Annotated in this window: 15 protein-coding genes and 1 riboswitch; of the genes, 9 read left to right on the top strand and 6 right to left on the bottom strand. The window is 73.9% G+C overall.

Annotated features, from left to right (window positions below):
- Window positions 1-38: 38 nt before the first annotated feature.
- Window positions 39-1,307: a phosphoribosylamine--glycine ligase gene (gene purD / locus QWZ14_RS19035; protein WP_290318396.1), complete on the bottom strand. Its 1,269-nt coding sequence runs from the start codon at window positions 1,305-1,307 to the stop codon at window positions 39-41.
- A gap of 44 nt (window positions 1,308-1,351) precedes the next feature.
- On the opposite strand from purD, the gene xseA reads away from it, so the two are divergent.
- The 8 genes from xseA (at window position 1,352) to thiC (ending at window position 10,774) form a co-directional block, all read left to right on the top strand.
- Window positions 1,352-2,812: an exodeoxyribonuclease VII large subunit gene (xseA, locus tag QWZ14_RS19030; protein WP_290318395.1), complete on the top strand. Its 1,461-nt coding sequence runs from the start codon at window positions 1,352-1,354 to the stop codon at window positions 2,810-2,812.
- Window positions 2,809-3,618: a M23 family metallopeptidase gene (locus QWZ14_RS19025; RefSeq protein ID WP_290318394.1), complete on the top strand. Its 810-nt coding sequence runs from the start codon at window positions 2,809-2,811 to the stop codon at window positions 3,616-3,618. The genes xseA and QWZ14_RS19025 overlap by 4 nt, the downstream gene beginning before the upstream one ends.
- Before the next feature lie 52 nt (window positions 3,619-3,670).
- Window positions 3,671-4,429, top strand: a complete 759-nt coding sequence (locus tag QWZ14_RS19020; RefSeq protein WP_290318393.1) for an SDR family NAD(P)-dependent oxidoreductase — start codon at window positions 3,671-3,673, stop codon at window positions 4,427-4,429.
- A gap of 58 nt (window positions 4,430-4,487) precedes the next feature.
- Complete coding sequence (gene hisS / locus QWZ14_RS19015) at window positions 4,488-5,822, top strand: histidine--tRNA ligase (protein ID WP_290318392.1); 1,335 nt, start codon at window positions 4,488-4,490, stop codon at window positions 5,820-5,822.
- Entirely contained in the window at window positions 5,819-6,874 is a 1,056-nt protein-coding gene (prfA, locus tag QWZ14_RS19010; RefSeq protein WP_290318391.1) for a peptide chain release factor 1, read from the top strand. Before hisS ends, prfA begins: the two co-directional genes overlap by 4 nt.
- A gap of 139 nt (window positions 6,875-7,013) precedes the next feature.
- Window positions 7,014-7,835 carry a peptide chain release factor N(5)-glutamine methyltransferase gene (prmC, locus tag QWZ14_RS19005; protein WP_408903724.1) on the top strand — a complete coding sequence of 274 codons (822 nt, stop codon included), beginning with the start codon at window positions 7,014-7,016 and terminating at the stop codon, window positions 7,833-7,835.
- Window positions 7,836-8,088: 253 nt separating this feature from the next.
- On the top strand, window positions 8,089-8,691 hold the full coding sequence (locus QWZ14_RS19000; RefSeq protein ID WP_408903723.1) for a DUF4167 domain-containing protein: 603 nt from the start codon (window positions 8,089-8,091) through the stop codon (window positions 8,689-8,691).
- Window positions 8,692-8,776: 85 nt separating this feature from the next.
- Window positions 8,777-8,885: riboswitch (TPP riboswitch) on the top strand.
- 68 nt (window positions 8,886-8,953) lie between these two features.
- A complete protein-coding gene (gene thiC, locus QWZ14_RS18995) occupies window positions 8,954-10,774 on the top strand; it encodes a phosphomethylpyrimidine synthase ThiC (RefSeq protein WP_290318387.1) in 1,821 nt (606 codons plus the stop codon).
- A 103-nt stretch (window positions 10,775-10,877) separates the two neighbouring features.
- Here thiC and QWZ14_RS18990 read toward each other — a convergent pair whose 3' ends face one another.
- The 4 genes from QWZ14_RS18990 to hpnA form a co-directional block, all read right to left on the bottom strand.
- The gene (locus QWZ14_RS18990) at window positions 10,878-11,270 is read right to left on the bottom strand and encodes a response regulator (RefSeq protein WP_290318386.1); all 393 of its coding nucleotides are present in this window, start codon (window positions 11,268-11,270) and stop codon (window positions 10,878-10,880) included.
- A gap of 209 nt (window positions 11,271-11,479) precedes the next feature.
- The gene (shc, locus tag QWZ14_RS18985) at window positions 11,480-13,510 is read right to left on the bottom strand and encodes a squalene--hopene cyclase (RefSeq protein WP_456307256.1); all 2,031 of its coding nucleotides are present in this window, start codon (window positions 13,508-13,510) and stop codon (window positions 11,480-11,482) included.
- A gap of 286 nt (window positions 13,511-13,796) precedes the next feature.
- Complete coding sequence (locus tag QWZ14_RS18980; RefSeq protein ID WP_290318385.1) at window positions 13,797-14,939, bottom strand: glycosyltransferase; 1,143 nt, start codon at window positions 14,937-14,939, stop codon at window positions 13,797-13,799.
- Entirely contained in the window at window positions 14,936-15,955 is a 1,020-nt protein-coding gene (hpnA, locus tag QWZ14_RS18975) for a hopanoid-associated sugar epimerase (protein ID WP_290318384.1), read from the bottom strand. The genes QWZ14_RS18980 and hpnA overlap by 4 nt, the downstream gene beginning before the upstream one ends.
- A gap of 113 nt (window positions 15,956-16,068) precedes the next feature.
- On the opposite strand from hpnA, the gene QWZ14_RS18970 reads away from it, so the two are divergent.
- Window positions 16,069-16,656 (top strand): ABC transporter substrate-binding protein, encoded by a 588-nt coding sequence (locus QWZ14_RS18970; protein ID WP_290318383.1) that lies wholly within the window; start codon window positions 16,069-16,071, stop codon window positions 16,654-16,656.
- Between the two features lie 140 nt (window positions 16,657-16,796).
- Here the strand turns inward: QWZ14_RS18970 and QWZ14_RS18965 are convergent, their stop codons facing one another.
- Window positions 16,797-18,128, bottom strand: a complete 1,332-nt coding sequence (locus QWZ14_RS18965; RefSeq protein ID WP_290318382.1) for a TolC family protein — start codon at window positions 18,126-18,128, stop codon at window positions 16,797-16,799.
- Window positions 18,129-18,130: the final 2 nt, after the last annotated feature.

Raw genomic sequence — 18,130 nt, 5'->3', positions numbered from 1 at the left:
CGCATCGTCGCCGACGGGACCGTCGACGAGGTGCTGGGCTAGAGCGCGCGGTAGGCGATGTCCCGCCGGCAGAAGCCCTCCGGCCAGTCGATCGCATCCACCGCGGCATAGGCCGCCGCCCGCGCCTCGGGCAGCGTCGCCGCCACCGCGGTGACCCCCAGCACCCGCCCGCCGGTGGCCACCACCGCGCCATCCGCCCGCCGCGCCGTCCCGGCGTGGAAGACCTGCACCCCGGGGACCGCCGCCGCCCGCTCCAGCCCGCGGATCTCGGTGCCCCCGGCATAGGCGCCGGGGTAGCCGGCCGCGGCCATCACCACCGTCAGGCTCGGCCGCGGGTCCCAGCGCAGGGCGAAGTTGCGCAGCTCGCCGTCGGCCGCCGCCAGCAGCGCCAGCAGCAGGTCGGACCGCAGCCGGACCATCAGCGCCTGGCATTCCGGGTCGCCGAAGCGGACGTTGAACTCGATCAGCTTCGGCCCCTGCGCGGTCAGCATCAGCCCGGCAAACAGCACGCCGCGGAAGGGCGTCCCCCGCCGCGCCATCTCGGCCAAGGTCGGCCGCACCACCTCGGCCATCACCTGCTCGCGCAGCGCCTCGGTGAAGACGGGCGGCGGCGAATAGGCGCCCATGCCGCCGGTATTCGGCCCGGTGTCGCCCTCGCCGACCCGCTTGTGGTCCTGCGCCGCGCCCAGCGGCAGCGCCGTCTCGCCGTCGCAGAGGGCGAAGAAGGAGATCTCCTGCCCAACCAGGCATTCCTCGATCACGACGGCGGCGCCGGCGGCGCCATGCACCCGGTCCTCCATGATGCCGGTGATCGCCGCCTCGGCCTCCGCGACCGTCGCCGCGACCACCACGCCCTTGCCGGCCGCCAGCCCGTCCGCCTTGACCACGATCGGCGCGCCCTGCGTCCGGACATGGGCCCGCGCCGCCGCCGCATCCTCGAACCGCGCCCAGGCGGCGGTCGGCACCCCGGCGGCATCGGCCACCTGCTTGGTGAAGGTCTTGGAGCCTTCCAGCGCCGCCGCCGCCCGGCTCGGGCCGAAGACCTTCAGCCCGGCCGCCATGCAGGCATCCGCCAGCCCCAGCGTCAGCGGCGCCTCCGGCCCCACCACCACGAGGTCGACGCGCTCCGCCCGGGCGAAGCCGACCAGCCCGGCCACGTCCTCGGCGCCGATGGCGACGCAGTCCGCGACCGCCGCGATCCCGGCATTGCCCGGCGCGCACCACAGCCTCTCCAGCAGGGGCGAGGCGGCAATCGCCCAGCACAGCGCATGTTCCCGCCCGCCGCCGCCGACCACCAGAACCTTCATCGCCAAGCCTCCTAAGCCGGGCGCCCTTAGCATAAGGTGCCCGCATGGACACGCCTCCGCCCGCCCCCCGGGCCAACATCCCCGAATTCGTCGTCTCCGAGATCGCCGGCGCCATCAAGCGCACGCTGGAGGAGAATTTCGGCCGCGTCCGCGTGCGCGGCGAAATCACCGAGCTGAAGCGCTACCCCTCCGGCCACATCTACCTGTCGTTGAAGGACGAGGCGGCGAAGCTCGAATCGGTCATCTGGAAGACCTCGGTCGGCCGGCTCTCGATCAAGCCGGAGAACGGCATCGAGGTCATCGCCACCGGCCGGATCGGCACCTACCCCGACCGCTCCAAGTACCAGCTCGTCATCGACCGGATCGAATACGCCGGCGAGGGCGCGCTGCTCGCCCGGATCGAGATGCTGCGTAAGCGCCTGCTCGAGGAAGGCCTCTTCGCGCCCGAGCGCAAGCGCCGCCTGCCCATGCTGCCCCAGGTCATCGGCGTGGTGACCAGCGAGCGGGGGGCGGTCATCCAGGACATCCGCACCACCATCCTCCGCCGCTTCCCCCGCCGCATCCTGCTCTGGCCGGTCCCGGTCCAGGGCGCCGGCGCCGCCGAGCAGATCGCCGCCGCCATCCGTGGATTTGGCCGGATGGCGGGGGCGCTGCGGCCGGACGTCATCATCGTGGCGCGCGGCGGCGGCAGCCTCGAGGACCTCATGGCCTTCAACGAGGAGATCGTGGTCCGCGCCGCCGCCGAGAGCCCCATCCCGCTCATCAGCGCCGTCGGCCACGAGACCGACACGACCCTGATCGACTTCGCCTCCGACCGCCGCGCCCCCACCCCCACGGCGGCGGCCGAGATGGCCATCCCCGCCCGCGCCGACCTGCTGGCCGACTTGGCGCAGACCCAGGCGCGGCTGCTGCAGCTCGGCCGCGCCGTGCTGGACCGCGCCCGCCGCCGCCTCATGCTGGCCGAGCGCGGCCTGCCGGACCTGCCCAATATCCTCGGCGCCATGCGGCAGCGGCTGGAGGATCGCGGCGAGCGGCTGGCGCTCGCCCTCCCCGGCCTGATCGACCGCAAGCGCGCCACCCTTGGCCGCCTCGCCCCGCGCCTGCCGCATCCGCGCGAGCAGATCGCCGCCCGCCGCGCCACCCTGGCCTTGCTGGATGGCCGCGCCGGCGCCGCCTGGCACCGCCTCCAGGCCCGCCGCCAGGCCGCCCCGCCGCTCGCCCGCTTCGCCGCCACCCCGGTGCAGGCGCTGGTGCGGGAGAAGCGCGCCCGGCTGGAGGGCCTGGTCGCCCGGCTGGAGGGCGTCTCCTACCAGTCGGTCCTCTCCCGCGGCTTCGTCCTGGTGCAGGATGCCGAGGGCGCGCCGCTGACCACCGCCGCCGCGGTCCCGCCCGGGGCGCGGCTGACCCTCACCTTCGCCGATGCCGCGGTCGGCGCCACCGCCGACGGGACCAAGGCCACCCCTCGCCGCCGCGGCGACCCGCCCGCGCAGGAGACCCTGCTGTGATCCGCCGCCGCACCGCCCTTGCCCTGCCCGCCCTGCTGCTTGCCCGCCCCGGCCTGGCCGCCATCCCCGCCGAGGGCCTGGCCCAGGGCGGCTTCGCCCATGGCCGCGTCGCCCCCGGCAGCCGCCTCGCGCTCGACGGCCGGGCGCTGCGGGTCGGGCCGGGCGGCGAATACGCCTTCGGCTTCAGCCGCGACCATGGCGCGGAGGCGACCCTCGTCCTCACCGCGCCGAATGGCCGGACCGAGACCCAGCGCCTGGCCGTCGCCCGGCGGGACTGGCCGACCCAGCGCATCACCGGCCTGCCCCCCGCCCAGGTCACGCCGGACCCGGAGGCGCTCCGCCGCATCACCGCCGAGCGCGCGCGCCTCGCCGCGGCGCGGGCCACCGACAGCCCCCGCACCGACTTCGCCGCCGGCTTCCTGCTGCCCGCGCATGGCCGGATCAGCGGCGTCTTCGGCAGCCAGCGCATCCTGAACGGCGAGCCGCGCCAGCCGCATTTCGGCTTCGACATCGCCGCCCCGACCGGCACGCCGCTGCTGGCCGCCGCCGGCGGCGTGGTGACGCTGGCCGGCGACTTCTTCTTCTTCGGCAGGATCGTGGTGATCGACCATGGGCACGGGGTGAACACCCTCTATGCCCATATGTCGGCCCAGGGCGTGACGGAGGGCCAGCAGGTCGCCGCCGGCCAGCGCATCGGCGCCATCGGCGCGACCGGCCGCGTCACCGGCCCGCACCTGCACTTCGGCTTCTCCTGGTACACCACCTGGCTCGACGCCCAGCCCGTGTTGCCGCCGGTAACCGGCTGAAACTCCGAGGCTTTCGGGCGGTTCAAGTCCCGGCATGCAAGGAAGCCGCCGCATGAGCATCACCCCCGAATTCGCCAGCTACCCCAGCCTGCAGGGCCGCGTCGTGCTCATCACCGGCGGCGCCAGCGGTATCGGCACCGTCGTGGTCGAGCATTTCGCGGCCCAGGGCGCCCGCGTCGCCTTCCTCGACTTCGACCGGGCGGCCGGCGAGGCCACCGCCGCCCGCACCGGCGCCCTGTTCCTGTTCTGCGACCTGCGCGACATCGCGTCGCTGCGCGCCGCCATCGCCGAGATCCGCCGGCAGCTCGGCCCCATCTCCGTCCTGGTGAACAACGCGGCGCGCGACGACCGCCACGGCCTCGAGACGGTGGAGCCCGACTACTGGGACGAGCGCATGCACACCAACCTGCGCCACCACTTCTTCTGCGCCCAGGCGGTCGCGCCGATGATGAAGGAGTTCGGCCGCGGCGCCATCATCAACATGGGCTCGGTCAGCTGGATGAAGCTGCAGGGCGGCATGCCCGCCTATACCACCGCCAAGGCCGCCATCCGCGGCCTGACCCGCGGCCTAGCGCGCGACCTCGGCCCCGACCGGATCCGCGTCAACGAGGTCGTCCCCGGCTGGATCTTCACCGAGCGCCAGCTGGAGAAATGGGCGACGCCGGCTGACGAGGCCGCGAACATGGACCGGCAATGCCTGAAGGAGCGGCTCTACCCGCCCGATATCGCGCGGATGGTGCTGTGGCTCGCCGCCGACGACAGCCGGATGGTGACCGGCCAGCATTTCGTCGTGGATGGCGGCACGGTCTGAGGAAGGCGCCGCCGCAACCCTCTTGTTTCAGGCCGGCAGGAAGGCTACCGCCATCGCCATGTCCCAGCTCCAGCCCGCCCGCGGCACCCATGACCTGATCGGCGAGGAACACCGCCGCCACCACCGCGTCATCGAGGTCGCGCGCCGCATCGCGACGCTCTATGGCTTCGAGGAATGGGCCACCCCCATCTTCGAGGATACCCGCGTCTTCAGCCGCGGCCTGGGCGATACCTCGGACGTCGTCGCCAAGGAGATGTACGTCTTCGAGGATCGCGGCGGCGAAAGCGTCACCCTGCGGCCGGAGAACACCGCCGGCGTCTGCCGCGCCCTGGTCAGCAACGGCCTCACGCAAGGCGGCCTGCCGCGCAAGGTCTTCTACGCCGGGCCGATGTTCCGCTACGAGCGGCCGCAGAAGGGCCGCTACCGCCAGTTCCACCAGATCGGGATCGAGGTGCTGGGCGCGCCCGAGCCGCTCGCCGATGCCGAGGTCATCGCCTGCGGCTGGCAGATCCAGCAGGAACTGGGCATCGAGGAGGGCACCATCCTCGAGATCAACACCCTAGGCGACGCGCCTTCGCGGGATGCCTACCGCGCCGCCCTCGTCGGCTACTTCACCGGCCATGCCGAGGCGCTCTCGGCCGACAGCCGGATGCGGCTGGAGAAGAACCCGCTCCGCATCCTCGACAGCAAGGACAAGGGCGACCGCGCCCTGATCGCCGATGCGCCCACCATCTTCGACCACCTGACCCCCGAGGCCGCCGGTTTCTTCGAGACGGTGCAGCGCCACCTCACCCGCTTCGGCGTGCCCTTCCGGGTCAATCCGCGCATCGTGCGCGGCCTCGACTACTACAGCCACACCGCCTTCGAATTCGTCACCGACCGGCTGGGCGCCCAGGGCACCGTCATGGGCGGCGGCCGCTACAACGGCCTGGTCGAGGAGATGGGCGGCCCCGCCACCCCCTCGGTCGGCTGGGCCGCGGGGGTCGAGCGGCTGGCGCTGCTGGTCGAGGCCGCCGGCCTTACCCCGCCGGCGCCGCGCCCGGTCGCGGTCATCCCGGTGGGGGATGCCGCGGAAGGCCCGGCGCTCGACCTGCTGCAGGCGCTGCGGCAGTCCGGCGTGATCGCCGAGATCGCCTATCGCGGCAATACCAAGCGGCGGATGGAACGCGCCAACAAGATCGGCGCCGGCGCCGCCGTCATCCTCGGCGAGACCGAGATCGCCGAGGGCGTGGCGGTGGTCCGCAACCTCGACGCCGGCACCCAGGAGCGCGTCCCGCTCGACGACATCGTGCGCGCCCTGGCCGAGACCGGCGTCGTGGACAGCGCGGTCGAGGCCATGCTGGCCGAGATGCTCGAGGCCGAGGAGGATGAGGACGAGGCGCCGACGCCATGAGCATCGCCGACAAGCTCGACCGCGTCCTGACCCGCGCCGAGGAACTGAAGCACCAGCTCGCCACCGCCGAGGGCGGCCAGTTCGGCGCCATGTCGAAGGAGCTGTCCGAGCTGGAGCCCCTGGTCGCCAAGGTCGAGGCCCTGCGCGCCGCCGAGCGCGCCCGCGACGAGGCCGAGGCCATGCTGGCCGACCCCGAGCTGCGCGAGCTGGCCGAGGACGAGTACCTCGCCCAGAAGGATGCCGTGCCGCGGCTGGAGCGCGAGGTCCGCCTCATGCTGCTGCCGAAGGACAGCGCCGACGAACGCAGCGCCATCCTGGAAATCCGCCCCGCCGCCGGCGGCGACGAGGCCGCGCTGTTTGCCGCCGAGATGTTCCGCGCCTACCAGCGCTACGCCGAGGGCCGCCGCTGGAGGTTCGAGGTGATGGAATACGACGAGGGCGAGCTGGGCGGCGTGAAGGGCGCCACCGCCGAGATCCAGGGCCGCGGCGTCTTCGCCAAATTCAAGTATGAATCCGGCGTCCACCGCGTCCAGCGCGTGCCGGCGACCGAGACGCAGGGCCGCATCCATACCTCGACCATCACCGTCGCCGTCCTGCCGGAGGCCGAGGAGGTCGACGTCCAGATCAACGAGAGCGACCTCCGGATCGACACCTACCGGGCCAGCGGCGCCGGCGGCCAGCACGTGAACAAGACCGACAGCGCCGTCCGCATCACCCATATCCCGACCAACACGGTGGTGGCGATGCAGGAGGAGCGGAGCCAGCACAAGAACCGCGCCAAGGCGATGAAGATCCTCCGCGCCCGCATCTACGAGGCCCAGCGCGCCCGCCTCGCCGGCACCCGCGCCGCCGACCGCAAGTCCCAGGTCGGCACCGGCGACCGGTCCGAGCGCATCCGCACCTACAACTTCCCGCAGGGACGGGTGACCGACCACCGCATCGGCCTGACCCTGCACAAGATCGAGAAGGTGATGCTCGGCGACTTCGACGAGATCATCGACGCGCTGACCCAGGAGGACGAGGCGGCGCGGCTCGCGGCGGACCAGGATTGACCCGCCGCCATCGCGGAGCCCCGCAGGCTGCGCAGCGGCCGAGGAGCGTAGCGTGAATCGCGGCGGCAAACCTTCCACCTCCACCTGCGCCGAGCCCGCGGGCACCGTCGGCTTCTTCCTCTGCCGCGCCGGCCAGCATTTGCGCGCCGCCGCGATCGAAAGCCCGCGCCAGGAAGCCCGCATCCTGCTCGCCCATGCCCTCGCCTGCCGGCAGGAGGATCTGCTGCGCGACCCCCGCGCCGCCGTGCCCCCTGACGCCGCCCGCGACTTCGCCGCGCTGCTGCGCCGCCGGCTCGGGCATGAGCCGGTCGCCCACCTGCTGGGCGAGGCGGAGTTCTGGTCGCTGCGCCTCGCCGTCTCCCCCGCCACCCTCATCCCCCGGGCCGATTCCGAAGCCCTGATCGAGGCCGCGATCGAGGCCTTCCCGGAGCCCGGCGCCGTCCGCCGCATCCTCGACCTCGGCACCGGCACCGGCTGCCTGCTGCTGGCGGCGCTGCGGGAATTCCCCGCCGCCACCGGCCTCGGCCTGGACCGCATCCCCGCCGCCGCCGCCCTGGCCCGGGAGAATGCGCGGCGCCTGGGCCTCGCCGGCCGCTGCGCCTTTGCCGCCGCCGACTGGGCGGCGCCGCTGGCCGGCGCCCGATTCGACCTCGTCCTGGCGAACCCGCCCTATATCGAGAGCGCCGCCATCCCCGGGCTGATGCCCGAGGTGGCCCGGCATGAGCCCGCCTCGGCGCTGGACGGCGGCGCCGACGGGCTCGGCGCCTATCGCCTGATCGCCGCCGCCCTGCCGGGGCTGCTCGCCCCCGGCGGCCGCGCCATCCTCGAGCTGGGCCAGGGCCAGCGCCCAGTGGTGGAGGCCCTGGCCCGGGCCGCCGGCCTCGCGCCGCTCGGCTGCCGCGCCGACCTCGGCGGCATCGACCGCGCCCTGCTGCTCGGGGCGGCCGCCGCTCCGGGCTGAGCGGCCGGATCCCTGCCCTTCCGAAAAAATCGTTTGGCGCTGCGCCCATCAGGGGTTAGCTTGCGGAAGGACTTCGTTGGCAGGCGGGCTTGGCCCGATCCAGTGCTGCGCAGACCGGACCCGTGGAACGGCCTGCCCGAGCTGGCCTCCATGGCGCTTTGAAAAACCCCGACCGCCAGTGCCGATCCTGCCCGAATCGCGGGCCAGGACGGGGCGGCCCACCTGCGAGACGGCAGACGCAATACCGATGAACATGAAACGGATTCGCGGCCGCAGCCACCGTCACGGTGGGGGCGGCCAGGGCGGTGGTGGCGGTGGCGGTGGCCAGGGTGGTGGCGGCGGCGGCGGCGGTGGCCAGTACCGCCCCGCGGCCCACCAGCCGATGAGCCGCAACCATGTCTTCGACTCGAACGGCCCGGACATGCGGCTGCGCGGCACCGCCCAGCAGCTCTTCGAGAAGTACCTCCAGCTCGGCCGCGACGCGACCGGCTCGGGCGACCGGGTCATGGCGGAAAGCTACTTCCAGCACGCCGAGCATTACTTCCGCATCCTGAACGCGATGAGCCAGGTGCAGCAGCAGCAGGCCAGCGTGCCGCAGCAGCGCCGCTACCAGAACGGCCCCGACCAGGGCAACGAGGGCGGCGAGCAGGGCGGCGAGCAGCAGCAGCCCGAGTTCAACGGCTCCGGCAATGCCCAGGGGCATGGCCAGGGGCATGGCCAGGGGCAACCTCAGGGCCACCAGGGTCATGCCCAGGGTGGCCAGGGCAACGGCCAGGGCGGCGAGTCGTCCCAGGACGAGGACCAGGACGGCCCGCAGCAGCCGCAGCCGCACCAGCGGGAACGCGAGCAGCTCTAGCCCCGGTTGGACTCCTGGCCCGGGCACCGGTGGTTCCGCCGCCGGCCGCCACGTTGACAAGCAGCCCGGCGCGGCCCCAGGCTCAGTCCGTTCCAAGGGGGGCCCCGGCAGGGGCTGAGAGTGGGCTAAGTCGCCCTGACCCTTCGAACCTGATCCGGGTCATGCCGGCGTAGGGAACGGAACGAGCGGGCGTAATTCGAAGACCAATTGCGCCCGGCCCCGCGCGTCACACCGCCCGGATCTCCCCTCAGGAGGTCCAAGAATGCCCGATATCTTCCCCACCGAAGCCCTCGACGTCACCACCGGGCCCCTGCCCGCCTCCCGCAAGGTCCATATCGCCGGGACCCACCACCCCGACATCCGGGTGGCCATGCGCGAGATCGACCTCGACCCCTCCGCCCAGGAACCCCCGCTCCGGGTCTACGACCCCTCCGGCCCCTATACCGATGCCAGCTACGTCGCCGACATCCGCCGCGGCCTGCCCCTGCTCCGCCGGGACTGGATCGCCGCCCGTGGCGACGTCGAATCCTACGAGGGCCGCGACCCCAAGCCCGAGGACGACGGCCTGAAGCCCGGCGAGGCCCGCCGCGTCCCGGTCTTCGACCGCACCACCCGCCAGCCCCTCCGCGCGAAGCCCGGCAAGGTCCCCACCCAGCTCGCCTATGCCCGCGCCGGCATCATCACGCCGGAGATGGAATACGTCGCCATCCGCGAGAATGTCGGTCGCGCCCAACTGCGCGAAGCCGCCGAGCGCGACGGCGAGAGCTTCGGCGCCGAGATCCCCGACTACGTCACGGCGGAGTTCGTCCGCGACGAGGTCGCCCGCGGCCGCGCCATCATCCCGGTGAACATCAACCACCCGGAATCCGAGCCGATGGCGATCGGCCGCAACTTCCTGGTCAAGATCAACGCCAACATCGGCAACTCCGCCGTCGCCTCCTCGGTCGCGCAGGAAGTCGACAAGCTGGTCTGGGCCATCCGCTGGGGCGGCGACACGGTCATGGACCTCAGCACCGGCCGCAACATCCACACCACGCGGGAATGGATCATCCGCAACAGCCCCGTGCCCATCGGCACCGTCCCGATCTACCAGGCGCTGGAGAAGGTGAACGGCCGCGCCGAGGACCTGACCTGGGAGATCTTCCGCGACACGCTGATCGAGCAGGCCGAGCAGGGGGTGGACTACTTCACCATCCACGCCGGCGTCCGCCTCGCCTATATCCCGCTGACGGCCAGGCGCGTCACCGGCATCGTCTCCCGCGGCGGCTCGATCATGGCGAAGTGGTGCCTGGCGCATCACCAGGAGAATTTCCTCTACACCCACTTCGACGAGATCTGCGAGATCATGGCGGCCTACGACGTCAGCTTCTCGCTCGGCGACGGCCTCCGCCCCGGCTCCATCGCCGATGCCAACGACGCCGCCCAATTCGCCGAGCTCGAGACACTGGGAGAGCTGACCAAGGTCGCCTGGGCCCGCGACGTGCAGGTGATGATCGAAGGCCCCGGGCATGTCCCGATGCACAAGATCAAGGTGAACATGGAAAAGCAGCTCGAGGTCTGCGGCGAAGCGCCCTTCTACACCCTCGGACCGCTGACCACCGACATCGCCCCCGGCTACGACCACATCACCTCCGGCATCGGCGCGGCGATGATCGGCTGGTTCGGCTGCGCCATGCTCTGCTACGTCACGCCGAAGGAACACCTCGGCCTGCCGGACCGGGACGACGTGAAGGTGGGCGTCATCACCTACCGGATCGCGGCGCATGCGGCCGACCTCGCCAAGGGCCACCCGGCGGCCAAGCTGCGCGACGATGCGCTGTCCCGCGCCCGCTTCGACTTCCGCTGGCGCGACCAGTTCAACCTCAGCCTCGACCCCGCCACCGCCGAGCAGTTCCACGACCAGACCCTGCCGGCCGAGGGTGCCAAGCTGGCGCATTTCTGCTCCATGTGCGGCCCGAAATTCTGCTCGATGAAGATCAGCCAGGAAGTCCGGGCGGCGGCGCAGCAGGGGATGGAGGAGATGAGCGACAAGTTCCGCAACACCGGCGGGCAGATCTACCTGCCGCCGGTGGCGCGGGGCTGAGGCCCGGGCGGGGGTGGGGGCCAGCCGCTGCCCCCACCCCCGCCCCTGCCCCCGCCGGCTTTTCGTTGCATTCGGCGGCGGAAGGATTTATAGGTAGGAAATCCTAGGCCGCCCGGGTCGGCGTTCCCGCCTCCCGGTCGGCCAGCAGCGCCGACAGGGTGGTGATCAGCCGCTCCGGGTCGAAGGGCTTGGCCAGGACCGGCGCGGTGCCGAGGCCGTTCCGTTCCGCCGCGCCGGCATCGCCGGTGACCACCACGAAGGGAATCCGCCGCGCGTCCAGGGCGGCGCCGACCGAGGCGGCCGAACGGCCCTCGAGGTGCAGGTCGAGCACCGCCGCATCGACCCGCTCATGCGTCAGCATCATCAGGGCCAGGGCCACCGTCTGCGCCGGCCCCACCACCTGGGCGCCGGCATCGAGCAGCAGATCCTCGATATGCATGCCGATGAAGGCCTCATCCTCGACCAGCAGCACGTGCCGGCCTGCCAATCGGGTCATGTCCCCCCCCATGCGTCAGCGAAACCCGGCATCTAGCCCACCCCGGCGGCGCCGGGGGTAACATTGCCGCCGAAGGGCCGGATCAGGGGCAATTAGTGAAGGAACGCAAAGGGTTGATCCTCAGTAATTGAGGGGAATTTTACCGAATTGAGCGGAATTGAGGACAATTGAGGCGGATTGGCCCCACCGCCGGGCGGCCGGTCCGGGGGCTAGAGCCCGAACTGGACCACCCGCGAATTCCCCCGGCGCAGGTTGCGCACCCGCGCCAGCGCCCAGAGCGGAAACAGCCGGGCATAGCCATGGTAGCGCAGGTAGAAGACCCGCGGGAAGCCGGTGCCGGTGTAGTCCTGCTCGGGCCAGGAGCCGTCCTGGTCCTGGTGCCGCAGCAGCCAGAGGGCGCCGCGGTCCACCGCCGCATCCTCCACCGCCCCGGCCGCCATCAGCGCCAGCAGGGCCCAGGCGGTCTGGCTGGCGCTGCTCGGCGCCGCGGCCCGGTCCGGATCCGCCCGGGTGCCGCCCCGCCGCGGGTAGGATTCGCCATCCTCGCCCCAGCCGCCGTCCTCGTTCTGCGCCGCCTTCAGCCAGGCGACGGCGCGGCGCATGGCCGGGTGGCTGGCGCCGAGGCCGGCGGCATTCAGCGCCGTCACCGCCGACCAGGTGCCATAGACGTAGTTCACGCCCCAGCGCCCGTACCAAGCGCCGTCCGGCTCCTGCTCGGCCAGCAGGTACTCCACCGCCCGGGTCATCACCGCGCTCCCGGGCGGGTGGCCGAGCTGGGCCAGCATGGCGAGGCAGCGGCCGGAGACATCGGCGGTCGGCGGGTCCAGCAGCGCTCCGTGGTCGGCGAAGGGGATGCTGTTCAGGTGGTGGTGGGTGTTGTCGGCGTCGAAGGCGCCCCAGCCGCCGCCGCGGGACTGCATGCCCACCACCCAGTCCGTCGCCCGGCCGATCGCCGCCTCCATGCGCGCCTCGGCGGGCCGGCCCGGGCCGCGGCCCGGCCCGGCCTGCTTGCGCGCCCGGTCGAGCGCCAGCACCACCACCGCGGTGTCGTCCACGTCGGGGTAGTGCGGGTTGGCGTACTGGAAGGCCCAGCCGCCGGGCGGCACGCCCGGCCGCGCCTCGGCCCAGTCGCCGGCGACATCGGTCACCTGCCGGTCGAGCAGCCAGCCGAGCCCCTGCCCGACCGCCGCCTCCGCCTCGGGGCCGCCGGCCTCGAGCAGCGCATGGGCGACCAGCGCGGTGTCCCAGACCGGGGAGAGGCAGGGCTGGACGTAGGTCTCGCCCGGCATCCCGTCCTGGTCGGCCCGGTCCATCACCAGCTTCTCGACCGCCACCCAGGCGGTCACCAGCCGCGGGTCGTCCGCCGGCACGCCGAGGCAGTGGTACATCAGGATGGCATTGGCCATGGCCGGGTAGATGGCGCCCAGCCCGTCCTCGCCGTTCAGCCGCTCGGTGACGAAGGCCTCGGCCCGCGCCTCGGCCCGGGCACGCAGCGTCTCGGGGATCAGCCCATGGGCGCGCTGCAGCACCGCGTCCATCTGGCGGAACAGGGTGCGCCAGGGCTCGGCCGCATGGGCGCCGCCGGGCCAGTGCTTCACCTGCGCCGGCGGGGTGCGGAACAGCTCCTGCACCGTCACGCCGAGCGGCGCCAGCGGCTGCGGCCGGCGCGCCATCACCACGGTCAGCGGCACCAGCACGGTCCGCGCCCAGTAGCTGATCTTCGAGAGGTGGAAGGGGAACCAGCGCGGCAGCAGCATGAGCTCGGGCGGCATCACCGGCACCGCCTGCCAGGGCACCTCGCCGAACAGCGCCAGCGTCGCCCGGGTGAAGACGTTGCTCATCTCCGCCCCGCCGGCCGCCAGGATGGCCTCCCGGGCGCGGCGCATGTGCGGCGCCCCGGCCGCGTCGCCGATCAGCCGCAGCGCGAAATAGGCCTTCACCGAGCAGGAGACGTCGAGCGGGCCGCCGTGGAACAGCGGCCAGCCGCCGCCGCAGGTGGCCTCCTGCTGCGCCTGGATCCGGCGGAGGTAGCGGCCGATCCGCGCTTCCCGCGCCGGGTCCTTCCGGGCGAAGAAGCGCTGCAGCATGATGTATTCGGAGGGGATGGTCGCATCCGCCTCCAACTCGAAGACCCAGTGCCCGTCGGGGCGCTGCCGGGCGAGCAGGTGCGCGACGGCGCCCTCGATGGCGGCATCCAGCGGCTCCGGCGCCAGCGGCCCGAGCGGTCCAGCCAGCGTCAGGTCCGAACGCAGCCAATGCGCCGCCCCCGACGCGGCTAGGTCCTGAATCGTGGACAAGGCGAGCAATCCCCCATGGATCCCGGGCCGCCGAGGCGACGCGGGTCGAGAACCCCAACGGCATACGGCGTCTTTCCGCGATTGCGAAGGGACGCCCCCCGTTCGGGCGTGGTTTTGTCGCGGGCTGTGGCCCGATCTCCGTCCAGATAGACCATCGGCCGGCCTGCGGATGGCCGGGCCGGCGGGTGGCAGACCGTGGCGGGACGCATGCCTCGGCGTTCAGCGCCCCCTACCCCGGGTCCGCCCGGGGCCCGGCCTCGCCCTTCCACATCCCGCCCCGGCCGCGCCATTCCGCCCAGGCCGAATCCAGGGTGAAGGCCATATAGGCGGCGGCGACCGCGGGCAAGGCAAGCCCCCGCAGCGGCGAGAGCCCGAAGCGCCGCAGCGTCGGCGCATAGGCCAGCGCCATGGCGGCCCAGGCGGCGAGCCCCAGCCCCCGCGCCGGCCCATGGCCGAAGGCGGCCAGCAGCGGCGGCGCCAGGAAGACCAGCGCCAGGGCCAGGATCATCCCGGCCAGCGCCGCCGCCCGGTAGCCGAGCTGGGCATAGGCGGTCCGCGCCACCATGCGCCGGATCGCCCCCGCCCCCTCGTAGGGGCGGAGGCTCTCCACCCGGTCGGTCAGCCCGGTCCAGATCGGCCCCACCGCCTTCATCCGCCGCGCCAGGGCGCAGTCGTCGATGATGGCGCCGCGGATCGGCCCGAGCCCCCCGGCCCGCTCGAAGGCGGCGCGGTCGAGCAGCACGCAGCCGCCCGCCGCCGCCGCCGTCCGCGCCCCGGGGGCATTGGACCAGCGGAAGGGGTAGAGCATCTGGAAGAAGAAGATGAAGGCCGGGATCAGCCAGCGCTCGGCCGCCGAGGCGCAGCGCAGCCGGGCCATGAGCGAGACCAGCACGCGGCCCTCGGCGCTGGCCCGCGCCACCAGCCGCCGCAGGCTGTCCGGCGCGTGGCGGATGTCGGCATCGGTGAACAGCAGCCTGTCCGGGGCGCTGCGCCGCGCCTCGGCCAGCCCCTGCTCCAGCGCCCAGAGCTTGCCGGTCCAGCCGGCCGGCCGGGCCTCGCCGCGCCGCACCACCAGCCGGGGGTCGCCCGCCGCGGCCGCCAGCGCCGCCGGACCGGTGCCGTCGGCGCTGCGGTCGTCCACCACCACCAGGCGGAAGTCGCCGGGGTAGTCCTGCGCCAGCAGGCTCCGCACCGTGGCGCCGATGGTCGCGGCCTCGTCCCGCGCCGGGACCACCGCCACCACGCTGGGCCAGGCCGCCGGCTCGGGCAGGGCGGCGGCGGCGCGGTCGTCGTCGCGGGCCAGCCAGAAGAAGCCGCGGCCCAGCAGCAGCACCGCCCAGGCGAGGCAGGCGGCCAGTGCCAGCCAGGTCACGGCCGTAGCATCCCCGGCAGCATCCCCGGCAGCATCCCCTGGGCGCGGAACCAGGCGATCGCCTCCGCCACCGCCTCCGGCCAGGGCCGCGCCCGGTGGCCCAGCACCCGTTCGGCCTTGGCCGCGCTGAAATACATCGGGTGGCCCGCCATCCGCAGCCCGTCGAGGGTCAGCATCGGCTCGCCCCCGGCGAGCCGCCCCCAGCCCTCGGCGACCACCGCCGCCGGCCAGAGCGGCAGGCGCGGCAGCCGGAAGGGCCGTCGGCGGCCGAGGCTGGCGGCGATCCAGGCGAGCATCTCCCCGAGCGGCACGTCCTGGCCGCCGAGGATGTGCCGCTCCCCCACCGCGCCGCGGGTCAGCGCGGCGACGCAGCCGGCGGCGACGTCGTCCACATGCACCAAGTTCAGCCCGGTATCGACATAGGCCGGCATCCGGCCGCGCGCGGCCTCGAGGATGATCCGCCCGGTCGGCGTCGGCCGCCGGTCGCGCGGGCCGATGGGGGTGGAGGGGTTGACGATGACCGCCGGCAGCCCGGCCTCGGCCACCAGGCGTTCCACCAGCCGCTCCGCCTCGGTCTTGGAGCGCTTGTAGGGGCCGATCGCCTGGGCCGGCGTCGCCGCATCGGCCTCGGTCGCCGGCCGCCCGTCGTCCCGCGGCCTGAGGGTGGCGACCGAGGAGACATGCACCACCCGGCGGCAGCCCGCGGCCAGCGCCGCCCGCATCACCGCCTCGGTCCCGGCGACGTTCACCGCCCGCATCCGGGCCGGGTCGGGGACGAAGATGCGGTAGTCGGCGGCGCAGTGGATCACCGCACCGCAGCCCTCGGTGGCGCGGGCGACGGAGGCCGCGTCGGTCAGGTCGCCGGGGATGAAGGCCGCCGGCACGCCGTCCAGCACGTCCCGCGGCGTGCCCTCGCGCACCAAGGCCCGGACCGGGTGCCCGGCCCGGTGCAGCGCCAGCGCGATGGCCGAGCCGAGGAAGCCGGTCGCGCCCGTCAGCATCACCGTCTCAGCCATGCATCCCCATCCCTTGCCCGGCCCGGTTGTGGCCCGGACGGCCGGGGATTTCCAGCCGAGGTGATCCGGGCCCCGGGTCGCCGCCCCGGCCCGGCCATGCTATGGCGCCGGGCATGACCCGCCGCACCCTGCTCGCCGCCAGCCTCCTGCTGCTGACCCGCCCCGCCCTGGCCGAGGGCCCGTCCCCGGCCGGGGTGGTCGACCGGCTGCACGCCACCCTGCTCGACCTGATGCGGAACGCCCGGTCGCTCGGCGTCCGCGGCCGGGAGCAGCGGCTGCGGCCGGTGATGCAGGCCGCCTTCAACCTGGCGGCGATGACCCGGATCGCGGTCGGCCCGCCCTGGACCGGCCTGCCCGAGGCGCAGCAGCAGGCGCTGGTCGCCGCCTTCTCCGACTGGTCCATCGCCACCTATGCCAGCCGCTTCGACGGCTTCGGCGGCGAGAGCTTCGAGACCCTCGGCACCACCCCGCGGCCGAACGGCGACGTGCTGGTCAATACCCGGCTCAACCGGCCGAGCGACGCGCCGGTGCTGCTGAACTACCTGCTGCGGGACGGGCGGATCGTCGACGTCTACCTGACCGGCACCATCAGCGAGCTGGCCAGCCGCCGCGCCGAGTTCACTGCCATCCTGCGGGAGGGCGGCGCGGACCGGCTGGTGGCCGAGCTGCGGCGGCGGACGGCGACGGCGCTGGCCGGCTGAGCCGCGCCCGATGATCCCATCGGTCGGCGCTGGAGCAGTTTCCGTTCGCACCGGCTCACGGAGCCCGCTCTGGCCTGTTGTTCTGGCGAGCAGATAGCTCCGGTCTGATGAGTCCATCAGATCGGAGTTTGCTCTGACCCTCAGGCGCCGGGGACCGCCCCCAGCGCCTGGTTGAGCCGGGAGCGCGCCCGGCCGGCCTGCACCGCCGCCCGGGCTTCAGCCCCGGCGGCATCGAGCTGCAGCTGCCGCACCCGGTAGAGGTCGAAGATCCCGGTTTCACCCTGGCGGAAGGCGCGGCGGGCGACGTCGAGCTGCTGGTCGGCGACGCCGAGGCGCTGGCGGGCCAGCCGGGCCGCCTCCTCGGCCGCCCGCAGCGCCGCCTCGCCCGCCAGCACGCCGGCATTCACCAGCCGGCGCTGCTGCACCAGCAGGGCGGTGGCGCGGGTGAGCTGGGACTGGGCGGCGGCCCGCCGCGGCGCGTTGCGCGCCTCGGTCGCCAGCGGCAGCCGCAGCCGGACGCCGAAGGAGACGCCCTGCTCGGTCACGTTGCCGCTCTGGCTCTGGCCGAACAGGCCAAGCTCGGGATTGTCCCGCTGGGTGGCGGCGACCAGCCGGGCCTCCGCCTCGGCCGCGGCCAGCCCGGCCTCGGCGGCGGCGAGCAGGGGATGACTGACGTTGCGGGGGACCGGGGCCTCGGCCTCCAGGTCCGGCATGGCGCCGCCGGTCAGCACGGCATAGCTGGCCCGCGACGCCGCCAGGTTCGCTTCCGCCTCGCTCAGCGCCAGCTCGGCCGCCAGGGTCTCGTTCTGCGACAGCAGCCCGTCCGAGGCCGGGATGTCGCCCAGGGCGGCGCGGCGGTCGACGTCGCGGGCGATGTCCCGCGCCGTCGCCAGCCGGTCCCGCGCCAGCCTGGCCTCGCGCGCCGCCAGGGCGGCGGCCCACCAGGCCTCCCGCAGCTGGCCGGCCAGCTCCAGCTCGCGCTGCACCAGCTGGCCTTCCACCTCGGCCACCGCGGCGCTGACGCTGCCGCCGAGCGCCCGCCGCTGCCCCGGCAGCCAGATCGGCGCCCCGACCTCGACGTCGAACTGGGTCGCCTCGCGCGGGCCACGGGTATCGGTGCGCCAGGCGCCGCTGACCGCCGGGGAGCCGGCGATGGGCGAGCGCACGGTGGCGCTGCGCGCCGCCACCGCGTCGCGCTGGGCGGCCAGCGCCCGGGCGGTCGCATCCAGCGCCATGGCCTGGTCCAGGTGCCGCGCCAGCGAGGCCGTGCCCCGGGCCGGGCCCGGGGCCGGCCGCGGCAGCGGGCGGGGCGGCGCCGCCGTGCGCGGCAGGGTCGCCCGCGGCGCCGTCACCTCCGGGTAGGCGGGCAGCGGCGGCGCGGTGCGGGGCGCCGCCGTCTGGGCATTCGCCCAGCTGGAGACGAGCAGCAGGGCTGCCAGGGCGACCGCCTGGAGCAGCATGATCGAGCGCATCG

The organism is Paeniroseomonas aquatica (assembly GCF_030409335.1).
Taxonomy (GTDB): domain Bacteria; phylum Pseudomonadota; class Alphaproteobacteria; order Acetobacterales; family Acetobacteraceae; genus Belnapia; species Belnapia aquatica.
The sequence above is the reverse complement of the archived record's forward strand: the minus strand, read 5'-3'. Positions and strand labels throughout refer to the sequence as shown.

What these genes read in the sequence shown, in the direction of transcription:
- prfA (WP_290318391.1), top strand. Translation starts at nt 5,819, where the DNA reads ATGAGCATCGCCGACAAGCTCGACCGCGTCCTGACCCGCGCCGAGGAA.
- purD (WP_290318396.1), bottom strand. Translation starts at nt 1,307, where the DNA reads ATGAAGGTTCTGGTGGTCGGCGGCGGCGGGCGGGAACATGCGCTGTGC.
- QWZ14_RS18965 (WP_290318382.1), bottom strand. Translation starts at nt 18,128, where the DNA reads ATGCGCTCGATCATGCTGCTCCAGGCGGTCGCCCTGGCAGCCCTGCTG.
- thiC (WP_290318387.1), top strand. Translation starts at nt 8,954, where the DNA reads ATGCCCGATATCTTCCCCACCGAAGCCCTCGACGTCACCACCGGGCCC.
- hisS (WP_290318392.1), top strand. Translation starts at nt 4,488, where the DNA reads ATGTCCCAGCTCCAGCCCGCCCGCGGCACCCATGACCTGATCGGCGAG.
- hpnA (WP_290318384.1), bottom strand. Translation starts at nt 15,955, where the DNA reads ATGGCTGAGACGGTGATGCTGACGGGCGCGACCGGCTTCCTCGGCTCG.
- xseA (WP_290318395.1), top strand. Translation starts at nt 1,352, where the DNA reads ATGGACACGCCTCCGCCCGCCCCCCGGGCCAACATCCCCGAATTCGTC.
- QWZ14_RS18990 (WP_290318386.1), bottom strand. Translation starts at nt 11,270, where the DNA reads ATGACCCGATTGGCAGGCCGGCACGTGCTGCTGGTCGAGGATGAGGCC.
- QWZ14_RS18970 (WP_290318383.1), top strand. Translation starts at nt 16,069, where the DNA reads ATGACCCGCCGCACCCTGCTCGCCGCCAGCCTCCTGCTGCTGACCCGC.
- QWZ14_RS19020 (WP_290318393.1), top strand. Translation starts at nt 3,671, where the DNA reads ATGAGCATCACCCCCGAATTCGCCAGCTACCCCAGCCTGCAGGGCCGC.
- QWZ14_RS19000 (WP_408903723.1), top strand. Translation starts at nt 8,089, where the DNA reads ATGAAACGGATTCGCGGCCGCAGCCACCGTCACGGTGGGGGCGGCCAG.